This is a genomic window from Hyunsoonleella ulvae (assembly GCF_016827605.1).
GTDB classification, from domain to species: domain Bacteria; phylum Bacteroidota; class Bacteroidia; order Flavobacteriales; family Flavobacteriaceae; genus Jejuia; species Jejuia ulvae.
Genome location: NZ_JAEPJQ010000002.1, coordinates 18,015 through 30,977, shown reverse-complemented (window position 1 = coordinate 30,977; position 12,963 = coordinate 18,015). Strand labels below are relative to the sequence as shown.

Below are 12,963 nucleotides of genomic sequence, written 5' to 3'. Positions count from 1 at the left end.
GCCTGCTTGCCGGTAGGCAGGCCCGACCCGATAGGGTAACCCCAAAATAATTTATGACTGAAGATACAACTACATGGTTTAAATCGTGGTTTGATACGAGATATTACCATATTTTATACAGAGATAGGGACGATACAGAGGTGCAGGTTTTTATGGATAACCTAACCAATTATTTGAATTTACCCGAAGGTGGCACTATCTTGGATTTGGCATGTGGTAAGGGACGCCATTCAAGGTACTTAAATAAAATAGGGTATGATGTAACGGGGATTGACTTGAGCATGAACAGTATTGCTTATGCCAAACAGTTTGAAAACCATAGATTGCATTTTGAGGTGCATGATATGTGTAAGCCTTACCCTAAACAATTTGATGCGGTGTTTAACCTCTTTACCAGTTTTGGATATTTTGAAGATGATGCCGATAACTTACGTACCATTCAGGCGATTAAAGCTAATTTAAACGATACGGGTTTTGGAGTAATTGATTTTATGAATACAGAATATGTTATTGCGAACTTGGTACCTGAGGATAGTAAGACTATAGATGGGATTACGTTTTACCAAAAACGTTATGTAGATGATGGTTATATAGTTAAAGATATTAATTTTGAAGCAGACGGAAAGGCGTTTAATTTTACCGAGCGTGTTAAAGCCTTTACTTTAACAGATTTTGAGGTGTTGTTTAAAGTTGCTGGTGTACATTTGTTGGATATTTTTGGCGATTATAAACTACGTAAATTTGATGCAAAAACCTCTGAACGCCTAGTGATGATTTTTAAGTAGAATGCTGCTCTATATTAAATGATAGTTGCTTTTTAGTATACTAAAACCAAATTGAACTGATTTTTTTAATGAATACTTTTCTTTTTCCTGTTTATGCTGTGATTGCTGGGGTTGTTATTGCTAAACTTACCAAGAATAAAACTACTTGGAATACAAGGTTGTTATTATCTTTTAGTGGTGCATTTTTATTGGCGTTAACTTTGTTTGAGTTACTTCCTGAGGTGTATCATGAATTGGATACCAAACTCGCAGGGTTGTTTATAATGAGTGGTATTTTACTGCAAATTGTCTTAGAGTTATTCTCTAAAGGAGCAGAGCATGGACATGTGCATGTTGAAAAGGATGCAGCAGCGTTTCCTTGGTTGTTATTTATAAGTTTGTGTATTCATAGTTTTTTAGAAGGTTTTCCTATTCATCAAGACAACGACATGGTATATGGTGTTTTGGTACATAAAATTCCAATAGCAGCTTTAGTAAGTATGTACTTGTTTAAATCGAAATTTAGCAAGGCAAAAATTATAATCTTTCTAGCAGTGTTTACTATAATGACGCCATTAGGTACTTTAATTTCCAATGCTACAGATTTTGGGGAGCGCTTTGTGCATAGTATTAACGCCGTGGTTATTGGTATTTTTTTCCATATATCAACTACAATATTGTTTGAAAGTGGGGAAGGGCATAAGTTTAATTTAAGCAAGTTCGTGGCCATAATTTTAGGTGTTGGGATAGCTTTTTTAATTTAGGTGTTAGGTGTTAGGTGTTAGGTGTTAGGTGTTAGGAGCAAAAAGCTAAAAAATGTTTAGCAAAGAAGAATCACGCATATTACGACAAGAATTTTGGACTAGTTTTGGGAAGTCTTTTCCTAGAAAGTGGATTTTGTACAACACGAAACTCAAAGGGCTTAGTTTTAAATTTCATTTTGATACAAAAACTGCACTGGTGGCTTTAGATATAGAAGATGATTTAGAACATCGTATAAAATATTGGGAAAAGTTAGTAGCTTTAAAATCTATTTTGACAGATGAATACTTGCCAGAAGCTATTTACGAAGAAGAATATTTTTTAGAAAACCACAAGGAAATTTCCAGAATATATGTGCCTTTGCAGCAAAAAGTGTCCATTCACAATAAAAACTCATGGCGTGATGTTATGGAATTCTTTAATAACACAATGCACTTGTTTGAAGCCTTTTTTCTTGAGTATAAAGATGTAATAGAAGGGTAGTTTAAGTATTTTGTAAACTTACATGTTTGGTCTTGTCTTTTACATTTTACGATCTAGCTGGATTATTTTTTTATTATTTATATGCTTCGCTACAGAAGGTTTCGTTCTTAACCAATAAACATGGTTGGGCAATTTCAATCTAGAATTAGTTTAAACAATTAAAAAGTATTTAAAGCCTGTTAAAAAACAGGTTTAAATTAGCAATAATCCGTATTTTTGCACGAGCAAAAAAGCGCACAATATCATGCTTGAGAAACTCGCCAAAATTCTATTTTCTACACGTCTTACAGCTATATTATTTATTGCCTATGCCGCAGCCATGGCAACAGGAACCTTTATGGATGCGGGACAGGATGCCTCACCAACACCATATACAAGAAACCTTATCTACAACACATGGTGGTTTGAGGCTATTATGGGGCTTTTTGTAGTGAATTTTGTGGGTAATATTTTTAGATATCGTTTATATAAGAAGGAAAAATGGGCAACCTTAATTTTACACCTCTCTTTTATTTTTATTCTGTTAGGTGCTGGTATTACACGTTATATTGGTTTTGAGGGGATGATGGCGATTCGTGAAGGTGCTACCGAGAATAGTTTTTTATCTCAAAAGACATATATCACTGGAAGAATTTATGGGGATTACCAAGTAAATGGTGTAAACCAAATGCGAGTGGTAGAAGAGGAGGTTGATTTTTCGCCTAGATTGGATAACGATTTTGCAATTGAAAATGAATATAACGGACAACCGGTAACTATTGAACTTGAAAAATTTATCGGTGGTGCCGAAGAAGATATTATCCCTGATGAGAATGGCGAATCTTACCTAAAATTAGTAGAAGCAGGTACCAATGGACCACATAATCATTTCTTAAAAGTTGGGCAGGTTGCCAATATCCATAATATTTTATTTGCCTTAAATAAACCAACACCAGGAGCCATCAATATAACGTATATTGGAGATTCTTTAAGCATAAATTCTCCTTTTGAGGGCGAGTATATGACGATGGCTACCAGAGCACAGGGTAAGTTGGTTAAAGATAGTTTGCAGCCGTTGTTTTTGCGTTCACGTTATGTTATTGGTAATATGCAAATGGTATTTCCTAAACCCGTAACCAAAGGTGTTTTTGATATTGTTAAAAAATCTAAGATTTTAAAGAATGATGATGATGGTGTAGTTTTAAGTATTACAACCAACGGCGAAACAAAACGTTTAGGGCTTCTAGGGGGAATAGGACGTTATAATAACTATAAAAAAGTTGAGGTTGGCGGTTTGGAGTTCGAGTTTCGTTATGGCTCTAAAGTTTTGGAATTACCTTTTGCGGTAAAATTAAATGATTTCGAAGCGGAGCGTTATCCAGGAACTGAAAATGGTTATTCTGCCTACTCTAGTGAGGTAACCGTGGTTGATGAGCAAGAAGGGAGTTATGATTATAAAATTTATATGAATAATATTTTAGATCATCGTGGGTATCGCTTTTTTCAATCTGGTTTTGATCCTGATGAAAAAGGAACCATTCTGTCTGTTAACCACGACTATTGGGGCACCATGATAACTTACATCGGTTACATGCTATTATACTTCGGGCTGATGGCTATTTTGTTTGCCAAAGGAACACGCTTCTGGGATTTAAAGAAACGTTTAGAAAGCGTAAAAGAAAAGAAAGAAAAGCTGCTAGCGATATTTTTACTTTGTTTTGGATTGTTTGGATTTGCGCAAGAAGCACATTCTCCTGATGATGGTCACAATCATGGGCACAAATTTCAAGGACCAACAAAAGCCCAAGTAGATTCTGTTCTAAAAGCAAATATTGCACCTAAAGCACATGCTGATAAGTTTGGCCATATGGTTATTCAAGATATAGGGGGGCGTATGATGCCTGTTAACACCTATGCTTCCGAACTGCTTAGGAAATTAAGTAAGCAAGATACCTACGAAGATTTTGATGCGAACCAAGTGTTTTTATCTATGCAGGAGAGTCCTCAATTATGGTATAATGTTCCTATTCTGTATTTAAAACCAAAAAAAGGGGATTCTATTAGACGCTTAATTGGTGTCGATAAGAGTGAAAAATATGTTACTCTTGCTGATTTCTTTACAGATAAAGGTGAGTACAAGTTAGCTCCTTTTTTAGATGAAGCTTATAAAGCACAGGTGCCTAATGGATTCCAAAAGGAATTTAAGGAAACAGATCAACGGGTTAATTTATTGTATAACACCATAAGGGGGCGTTCTTTAAAGATTTTTCCGATTCCCGAAGATGACAATAACAAATGGGTTTCGAATTTTGAGTATAAATTTGAAGGCTACAGCACTAGTATAAAAGATTCTTTATACGGTAATTTCATCAAAAATGGATTTACAACATATCTATTTGCATTAAACGAAGCTAAAAAAACAGGAGATTTTACACAGGCTAATAAGCTTCTGGGTGCTTTTAAAAAAACACAGGAGAAGTATGGGGCAAACGTAATGTTGAGTGACGATAAAATAAAAACAGAGGTGCTTTACAACAAATACGATATTTTTAAGAAGCTCTTTAGTTGGTATATGTATGCGGGAACATTGCTTTTCATTGTTTTAATATTTCAAATATTCAACGACAGGAGCTCAGTTTTAAATGGTATTGTAAATGTATTTAAGTGGGTTATTATCGCACTATTTTTATTACATACAGCAGGTTTAATTGTGCGTTGGTATATTTCTGGCCATGCACCTTGGAGTGATGCATACGAGTCCATGATTTATGTTGCTTGGTCTACTATGTTGTTTGGATTGATAACTGGTATTAGTAAACAAAAAAATAAACAAAACAAGCGATTTTTTGGATTGAAGTTTGCACTATTAGTTCCAACCTCCTCAATGTTTAAAATTAAATCCTCTAACCTTACAATTGCGTCAGCAGCGTTTGTAACCGCTATGATTTTGATGATTGCCCATTGGAATTGGATGGATCCTGCCATAGCAAATTTACAACCTGTACTAAACAGCTATTGGTTAATGATTCACGTAGCTGTAATTGTTGCAAGTTACGGACCTTTTACCTTAGGTATGATTTTGGGTGCTGTAGCTCTATTTTTAATGGCGTTTACCACGCAGAAGAATAAGAAAAAAATGTTATTGAATATCCAGGAGCTTACTATCATTAATGAAATGGCATTAACGGTTGGTCTAGTAATGCTAACTATCGGTAACTTTCTTGGTGGTATGTGGGCTAACGAAAGTTGGGGGCGTTATTGGGGCTGGGACCCCAAAGAAACATGGGCGCTCATCAGTATTATGATTTATGCATTTGTTATCCATATGCGATTGGTGCCCGGGCTTCGTGGGCGTTGGTTTTATAATTTAATGTCGGTAATTGCTTTTGCAAGTATTATGATGACTTATTTTGGTGTAAACTTTTATCTAGCTGGATTGCATTCTTACGCTAGTGGTGATCAAATTGTGAGTTTGAAATTTATAGGCATTGCTTGTGCATGCGTTGCTATTCTTGGTGCTTTTGCATATAGAGGTTATGCTAAGTTTTATAAAAAATAGCGTTTCTTTAAGTTGAATAGAATCTTTCTCTTTTAATCTTCTAATTTTGCTATTCTAAATTAGAAGTATATGAAACTATTTAAAGAATTCAAGGAATTTGCCGTAAAAGGCAACATGATGGATATGGCAATAGGTATCATTATTGGAGCTGCTTTCAATAAGGTTATTGATGTTTTAGTAAAGCAAGTAATGCTACCACCTTTGTCATTACTTACTGATGGTGTGAACTTCAAGGACAAAAAAATTATTCTTAGAGATGCTGTTTTAGAAGCAGATGGTAGTATGTTAAAAGATGAGGTCGCTATTGGATATGGTGCTTTAGGAGAAGTGTTTTTAGACTTTTTAATTATTGGATTTACGGTATTTATTGTTGTTAAGTTTATGAACCAACTTAAAAAGAAAGCACAAGATACCACCGATACAACTGTTGTTACACCTAAAGACATTGAACTTTTAGATAAGCTTACTAAGCTAATGGAAGAACAAAATGCACTTTTAAAGTCTAAGTAATAGTTGTCTCAATTAAATTACTTCTAGCTGTTTGCCAATTTTAGTAAAGGCATCAATTGCTTTTTGTATATGTTCTGTATCATGAGCAGCAGATAGTTGCACTCGTATTCTAGCTTTGTCTTTTGGTACTACTGGGTAGAAGAATCCAATAACATAAATACCTTCTTCTAATAACATTCTAGCAAAAGTTTGTGCCAGTTTTGCATCGTAAAGCATAATGGGTACGATGGGATGGATTCCAGGGATGATATCGAAACCAGCTTTTGTCATTTCATTTCTAAAGAAGTGGGTGTTATTTTCTAATTTATCCCTTAAGGTTGTGTCTTTAGAAATAATATCGAATACTTTTAGCGTTGCGCCTACAATGGCAGGGGCAAGGGTATTGGAAAACAAATAGGGTCTAGAATGTTGTCTTAGTAAATCTACAATTTCTTTTCTGGCTGCGGTAAAACCACCTGAGGCACCGCCAAGTGCTTTCCCGTAAGTTCCAGTAATAATATCTACACGATCCATTACGTTGTGATATTCATGAACTCCTCTACCTGTTTTTCCTATAAAACCTGTGGAATGGCATTCATCTATCATTACTAAAGCTTCATATTTATCTGCCAAGTCGCAAATTTTATCTAAGGGAGCAATTTTACCGTCCATAGAGAAAGAACCATCAGAAACAATAATTTTTCTTCTAGCTGAAGAGGCTGCTTGTAATTGCAGCTCTAAATCTTCCATATCACAATTCTTGTACCTAAAGCGCTGTGCCTTGCATAGGCGTACCCCATCTATAATGGAGGCGTGGTTTAGTTCATCTGAAATAATCGCATCTTCTTTGGACAATAGCGGTTCGAATAAACCGCCATTGGCATCAAATGCAGCAGCATACAAAATGCAATCTTCCATACCCAGAAACTCAGCAGTTTTTTGTTCTAGTGCTTTATGGATATCCTGTGTACCACAAATAAAGCGCACAGAAGACAAACCAAAACCATGTGTCTTTAAGGTATCAATACTGGCTTGGATAACAGTTTCGTTGGAGGATAACCCCAGATAGTTATTGGCGCAAAAGTTTAGTACATCTGGATTAGATTGTGTGTCGATTTCTGCACCTTGTTTAGAGGTAATGATGCGTTCGTTTTTATATAATCCGCTTTCTTTTATGGCACCTAAGTCCGCTTGGAATTGTTGTTTTATTTGTCCGTACATAGCTTATGCGTTTTCTGTTTTGTATTTTGTTTTTAAGTGCTTAATCATGTCTATGGTCATAGATTCCAAATTAAAATTTGGTAACCAACCCCAATCTGCTCTAGCTTCTGTGTCGTCTATACTATTCGGCCATGAGTCTGCTATATCTTGTCTAAAATCTGGTTTGTAAACCATTTTAAAATTAGGGAATTGTTGTGATATGGCGGCTTTTAATTCTTCAGGATTAAAACTCATGCTGGCAATGTTATAGGATGTTCTGCTTTTAATAGTGTTACATGGGGCTTCCATTAATTCAATAGTAGCTCTAATGGCATCATCCATATAAATCATTGGTAGACTTGCCTGTTGATTTAAAAAACAAGTATAAATTTCATGCTTAACGGCATAATGGTAAGCATCAACGGCATAATCTGTAGTGCCCCCACCAGGAGAGGTTTGGTGCCCTATAACACCAGGATATCGTAGCGATCGCACATCTAATCCATACTTTAAAAAATAGTAATTAGCCCAATGCTCTCCCGAAGCTTTGCTCATGCCATAAACAGTGGTGGGTATAAGAAAAAAGTCTTGTGGTGTATTGTTTTTAGGTGCATTTTTACCGTATACCGCAATAGAGCTTGGATAGAACACCTTATTAACGTTGCTTAATCTTGCAGCTTCTAAAACATTTAGAAATGTCTTGTTGTTGATTTCCCATGTTCTTAGCGGATGTTGTTCCCCTTTTGCAGACAAAATAGCTGCCATGTGATATATTTGGGTAATATTATATTCGTTTATAAGATTGTTGATGCTGCTGAAATCCGTAGCATCTAAAAACTCAAAATTACCTTTAAAACCTGCATTGAACTTAATGTCTGTAGCGATAACATTTGAAATACCATACTTTGCTTGAAGGGCTTTTGTTAATACAGATCCTAGTTGGCCATTAGCTCCAGTAATTAGAATATGCTCTCTCATTATATTAAAATTCTAAGTAGTACTAAATTACGTATAAGTGTATTATTTTGATTAAAAATTCTGTTAATTGTAATTATTTAAGTACTTTGTTCTGTGTTTGTTGTGTGTTAAGTGTATTTTTACTTTTTAAATAACGGTTTTAATGAATTAGAAGTAATTTTTACTGCCTATGGAACGATTAGATGATATAGATCTTGATATATTGCGTATTCTTCAGCAAGATTCCAAGAAAACCACTAAGGATATAGCTAAACAACTCCATTTAACAGCATCTCCTGTTTATGAGCGTATCAGGCGTTTAGAGAAAAAGGGATACATTAAAAAGTATGTTGCTTTAATTAACAAAAAACTAATAGATTGTCCCATAACAGCTATTTGTATGGTGTCCTTACGTTATCATGATGAAGGATTTATTGATAAGTTTGATAGACAAATAAAAGCACTGCCAGAAGTGCAGGAATGTTACCACATGGCTGGTAAAGTGGATTTCTTTCTAAAGATAAATTTAAGAAGCCTTGAGGAGTACCATGAATTTGTAAGACTAAAACTTTCTAAGATTAATAATATTGGTGTTTTAGAAAGCTATTTTGTTTTAAAGGAAATAAAGGCTACTACAGAATATCACTTTTAACTTATTTGGCAGTCACGTTTTTAAAATCTTCTACGATTTTTTCAAAATAGATAGCTTTAAAGTCTGATATAACTTTATCAGCATTGGAGTAATCTTGGTTTTTAGAATGAAAACTATCATAGCCAACGCAATAAATTCCAGCAGATTTTGCAGCTTGAATACCATTGGTGGAGTCTTCAATAACCATACATTCTGTGGCATCAAACCCCGAAGCTTCAGCAGCTTTTACAAATATTTCTGGATGGGGTTTAGATTGTTTTAAGTCTGCACCACTTAATTTAGCCTTAAAGTATTGGTTTAAATCAAAACGGTTAAATATCATGTTTATACCACTCATTGATGCTGAAGACCCTAGTACTAACGTTAATCCATTGTTATGATAATTCTTTATTAAATCTAAAACACCATCAATTAAATCTAAATCAGAATCAGTATCAAAAAACTGTTTGTAATGCTTACGTTTTAGGGCCACTAGAGCTTCAGGACTTTCATTTAGATTAAAATAATCACACAGTTTTTTACATATATTTATTGTGGATTGTCCTGTAAAGGATTCATATAATTCAGTTGAAACATCTATCCCAATGTCTTTAAACATATCATGATAGGCTTTACGGTGCATGGGTTCACTATCTATTATGACACCATCCATATCAAAAATTACAGCTTTAAGCATTCAATTTCTTTTTTGCTAATATATATTAACCTTAACTAACCACCTAGAGAAAATGATTTTGTAAATTAAAATTAATTCTACACCTTTGTTGTTATGATTGTATAAGCCCACTTCAGGATCTATCGAGGTTCTCTCGAACAAGTGATACCAAATACTATGATGTGTTTGGTAAATTTCTATTATAATATTATTACAATGCAATCACAAAAAATTACTATTAAACAATTTCTAAACTATTTAAAAATTGCCATTACAGGTAAAGAGCAAGAGTTTACTTCTGGAAGTATTAGAAGAGCTGTTTTTATGCTCTCTATTCCCATGATACTAGAGATGCTTATGGAATCCATTTTTGCTTTAGTGGATATCATGTTTGTATCTCAAGTTAGTGTAAATGCTGTTGCCACTATTGGTTTAACAGAATCTGTAATTACTTTGGTTTACGCAGTTGCTATAGGTTTAAGTATGGCGGCTACGGCTATTGTAGCCCGTAGAGTGGGGGAAAAGGATATACAAGGAGCTTCTAGTGCAGCGGTTCAGGTTATTTTTCTGGGAATAGCTATCGCCATTATCATTAGTGTTATTGGTATACTTTATCCTAAAGATATTTTAAGCTTAATGGGTGGCGAACCAGATTTAATAGAAGAGGGTTATGGTTATACCAAAATTCTATTGGGTGGTAATGTTACAATCATGCTATTGTTTTTAATCAATGCTATTTTCCGGGGTGCGGGAAATGCGTCTATAGCAATGTGGACTTTGGTTTTATCCAATGGTTTAAATATCATCTTAGACCCTATTTTTATTTTTGGATTGGGGCCAGTTCCTGCTTATGGAGTAGAAGGTGCTGCAATTGCTACTACTATTGGAAGGGGAACCGCTGTTATTTTTCAGTTGGCGGTTTTATTCTTTGGGTTTAGTAAAATAAAAGTTGGTGTGAAGGATTTAGTGTTGCAAATAGGTGTAATGCTTAACCTAATAAAAGTATCCTTGGGAGGCATTGGTCAGTTTTTAATTGGTACGTCTTCTTGGGTATTCTTAATGAGAATAATGAGCGAATTTGGTAGTGAAGTATTGGCAGGTTACACGATAGCTATACGGGTAATGATGTTTACCTTAATGCCAGCATGGGGAATGAGCAATGCTGCAGCAACTTTAGTGGGGCAAAACTTAGGGGCCGAAAAGCCAGATAGGGCAGAACAATCTGTTTGGAAAACAGGGAAGTATTGTGCAATTTTTATGGGGTTTGTATCTATTGTGTATTTGGTGTTTGCACCACACATTATTATACTATTTAATCAAACATCTGATGTTGTAAAATACGGTAGTTTGTGTCTTCGTGTTTTGGCTGCAGGTTACATTTTTTATGCGTATGGTATGGTGGTTGTAAATGCATTTAATGGAGCTGGAGATACAAAGACACCTACATATATTAACTTTTTCTGTTTTTGGTTGTTGCAATTGCCCTTTGCCTACGTTATGGCCATCACTTTAAATTTTGGGCCTCAGGGCGTATTCTGGGCTATTACTATGGCAGAAATACTCATAGCTGTTATTGCTATCATTTGGTTTAAAAAGGGCAAATGGAAAAAAGTTAAAGTTTAGTATATGGCTATTGAAGTTATTGATCAATTACAAAGGACAATTCGTTTTGATGCCATTCCAAAACGGATTGTTTCTTTAGTGCCCAGCCAAACCGAATTGTTATGTGATTTAGGCTTGGAGGATAATTTGGTAGGCGTTACTAAGTTTTGTGTTCATCCACTGTCTGTAAAATCTAAGGCGACAATTGTTGGTGGTACAAAGCATGTTCATATTGAAAAAATAAAAGAGTTGCGACCAGACATTATTTTATGCAACAAGGAGGAAAATACTAAGGCTCTAGTAGAAGCTTGTGAGGGTATAGCTCCTGTTCATGTATCAGATATATTTACGTTAAATGACAGCTTAGCACTGATAAAGCAATACGGTAAGATATTTGACAAAGATATTTATGCACGTAAACTTATTGAAACGATAAGTCGTGAAGCCGATATTTTTCAGAACTATATGAAAACTAAGCGACCTTTTAAAACGGCTTACTTTATCTGGAGATTACCATGGATGTTGGCTGGTAAGAATACATTTATTGATTTCTTAATGCAGCTTAATAAGTTTGATAACATTATGCATAAAGCACGTTATCCCGAGATTACATTAAATAGAAATGAAGATGTAGAATTGGTATTACTTTCAAGTGAACCTTTTCCTTTTAAAGAGAGGCATAGGCAAGAGCTAAAGAGATTCTATCCAAAAGCAAAAATACTATTGGTTGATGGAGAAATGTTTTCTTGGTATGGTTCGCGATTAGCTAAGGCGTTTACTTACTTTAAATCGCTCCATGAACATCTTTAGAAAATTCTACCTTGCTGATATCATCTACAAAGTTTTTAATTCTTCTTTCTAATTCTTTAATGCTAACAAATTTGCTAGCGTCTGGTTTAATTTTTCCGACTTTACAAAAATGTGGACTCATAATAAACTTGTTTTAAATAAATTACGAGTTTATTTATGATTTGGATGTGATGGGAACGTTAAAGAAACGCTAAACTTTATACAGCCGTTTGCTGATATTCTCTATGAAGATAGTTGAGTTTATTTATCTTGTTAAGAAGCTTGATGGCCTTGTACTCGGAAAAATCACTCAAAGGCGCATCAGTATGCCTTAGGTTATAAGCTCTTTCAATAAGTGCCTTATACTCTTTAGTCAGCTCAACCTGATGTTGCTCAATGGACCTCATGTTTTTCATGTCGAAGTGTTTTGAGAGATGGTATGTAATGATATAAAGTTATATTAGAGTAATACATTCTCTCTAATTGGTAATGTTATGTTAATGCGTATACAATTAATGCTTAAACTTCTTTAAATTTAGTGAATTAATTTGAAAAACAGTAAGTTATGCGCATTTTTATTTTTTGCTTTACCATCTTTTCCCTAACGCTTAATGCTCAAGAAAAAAAATGCAACTGCTGCACCGAAAAACATTCAGAATTTGATTTTTGGATAGGTACTTGGACGGTTACCAAACCTGATGGTTCGCTGGCGGGAACGAATATTATTGACAAAATTCAAGACAATTGTATTTTAAGGGAGAACTGGACCGGTGCCAAAGGTGGTTTTACAGGTACCAGCACTAATTTCTATAATTATGCAAAAAAACATTGGGAGCAAATTTGGGTAGATAACCATGGCGGGAGTTTACATTTAAAGGGGCACCGTTTTAATAATAAAATGATTTTGAAGACGGATATCGAGAAAAATAAAGAAGGCAAACCTTATTACCATAAAGTAACCTGGACTTTAAATGAGGATGGTACCGTTCGTCAATATTGGGAAACTATTGTAAATGATGAAGAGGTTACCGTAGTTTTTGATGGCTTGTATAAAAAAACCGAATAAATTAAT

At 34.7% G+C, this 12,963-nt stretch carries 14 protein-coding genes; 9 read left to right on the top strand and 5 right to left on the bottom strand.

The features are described from left to right. Positions 1-53: 53 nt before the first annotated feature. The 5 genes from JS605_RS05970 to mscL all read left to right on the top strand — a co-directional run bounded on the left by JS605_RS05970 (position 54) and on the right by mscL (position 6,057). Positions 54-785: a class I SAM-dependent methyltransferase gene (locus tag JS605_RS05970; protein ID WP_203256791.1), complete on the top strand. Its 732-nt coding sequence runs from the start codon at positions 54-56 to the stop codon at positions 783-785. Positions 786-853: 68 nt separating this feature from the next. Continuing rightward, positions 854-1,528: a ZIP family metal transporter gene (locus JS605_RS05965; RefSeq protein WP_203256790.1), complete on the top strand. Its 675-nt coding sequence runs from the start codon at positions 854-856 to the stop codon at positions 1,526-1,528. Between the two features lie 52 nt (positions 1,529-1,580). After that, positions 1,581-2,009: a DUF4268 domain-containing protein gene (locus JS605_RS05960; RefSeq protein WP_203256789.1), complete on the top strand. Its 429-nt coding sequence runs from the start codon at positions 1,581-1,583 to the stop codon at positions 2,007-2,009. A 244-nt stretch (positions 2,010-2,253) separates the two neighbouring features. Next, complete coding sequence (ccsA, locus tag JS605_RS05955; protein ID WP_203256788.1) at positions 2,254-5,547, top strand: cytochrome c biogenesis protein CcsA; 3,294 nt, start codon at positions 2,254-2,256, stop codon at positions 5,545-5,547. A 69-nt stretch (positions 5,548-5,616) separates the two neighbouring features. Continuing rightward, positions 5,617-6,057: a large conductance mechanosensitive channel protein MscL gene (gene mscL / locus JS605_RS05950; RefSeq protein WP_203256787.1), complete on the top strand. Its 441-nt coding sequence runs from the start codon at positions 5,617-5,619 to the stop codon at positions 6,055-6,057. 12 nt (positions 6,058-6,069) lie between these two features. On the opposite strand, the gene kbl is transcribed toward mscL, so the two are convergent. Together kbl and JS605_RS05940 are read right to left on the bottom strand one after the other, a co-directional pair. Continuing rightward, the gene (gene kbl / locus JS605_RS05945) at positions 6,070-7,257 is read right to left on the bottom strand and encodes a glycine C-acetyltransferase (protein ID WP_203256786.1); all 1,188 of its coding nucleotides are present in this window, start codon (positions 7,255-7,257) and stop codon (positions 6,070-6,072) included. A gap of 3 nt (positions 7,258-7,260) precedes the next feature. Continuing rightward, complete coding sequence (locus JS605_RS05940) at positions 7,261-8,214, bottom strand: NAD-dependent epimerase/dehydratase family protein (RefSeq protein ID WP_203256785.1); 954 nt, start codon at positions 8,212-8,214, stop codon at positions 7,261-7,263. A gap of 169 nt (positions 8,215-8,383) precedes the next feature. Here JS605_RS05940 and JS605_RS05935 point away from each other — a divergent pair, with 169 nt between their 5' ends. Beyond that, positions 8,384-8,845, top strand: coding sequence for an Lrp/AsnC family transcriptional regulator (locus tag JS605_RS05935; RefSeq protein ID WP_203256784.1), 462 nt, complete (start codon positions 8,384-8,386; stop codon positions 8,843-8,845). Between the two features lies 1 nt (position 8,846). Here the strand turns inward: JS605_RS05935 and JS605_RS05930 are convergent, their stop codons facing one another. Then, positions 8,847-9,521, bottom strand: coding sequence for an HAD family hydrolase (locus JS605_RS05930; RefSeq protein WP_203256783.1), 675 nt, complete (start codon positions 9,519-9,521; stop codon positions 8,847-8,849). A 195-nt stretch (positions 9,522-9,716) separates the two neighbouring features. Between JS605_RS05930 and JS605_RS05925 the strand changes: the two genes are divergently transcribed. Both JS605_RS05925 and JS605_RS05920 read left to right on the top strand, forming a co-directional pair. Continuing rightward, positions 9,717-11,123, top strand: a complete 1,407-nt coding sequence (locus JS605_RS05925) for an MATE family efflux transporter (RefSeq protein ID WP_203256782.1) — start codon at positions 9,717-9,719, stop codon at positions 11,121-11,123. Positions 11,124-11,126: 3 nt separating this feature from the next. Continuing rightward, complete coding sequence (locus JS605_RS05920; RefSeq protein WP_203256781.1) at positions 11,127-11,912, top strand: ABC transporter substrate-binding protein; 786 nt, start codon at positions 11,127-11,129, stop codon at positions 11,910-11,912. Here JS605_RS05920 and JS605_RS05915 read toward each other — a convergent pair. Together JS605_RS05915 and JS605_RS05910 are read right to left on the bottom strand one after the other, a co-directional pair. Then, complete coding sequence (locus tag JS605_RS05915; RefSeq protein WP_203256780.1) at positions 11,887-12,033, bottom strand: hypothetical protein; 147 nt, start codon at positions 12,031-12,033, stop codon at positions 11,887-11,889. The genes JS605_RS05920 and JS605_RS05915 overlap by 26 nt on opposite strands. A gap of 76 nt (positions 12,034-12,109) precedes the next feature. Beyond that, a complete protein-coding gene (locus JS605_RS05910) occupies positions 12,110-12,307 on the bottom strand; it encodes a Lacal_2735 family protein (protein WP_203256779.1) in 198 nt (65 codons plus the stop codon). A 149-nt stretch (positions 12,308-12,456) separates the two neighbouring features. Between JS605_RS05910 and JS605_RS05905 the strand changes: the two genes are divergently transcribed. Then, positions 12,457-12,957 carry a hypothetical protein gene (locus tag JS605_RS05905; RefSeq protein ID WP_203256778.1) on the top strand — a complete coding sequence of 167 codons (501 nt, stop codon included), beginning with the start codon at positions 12,457-12,459 and terminating at the stop codon, positions 12,955-12,957. Positions 12,958-12,963: the final 6 nt, after the last annotated feature.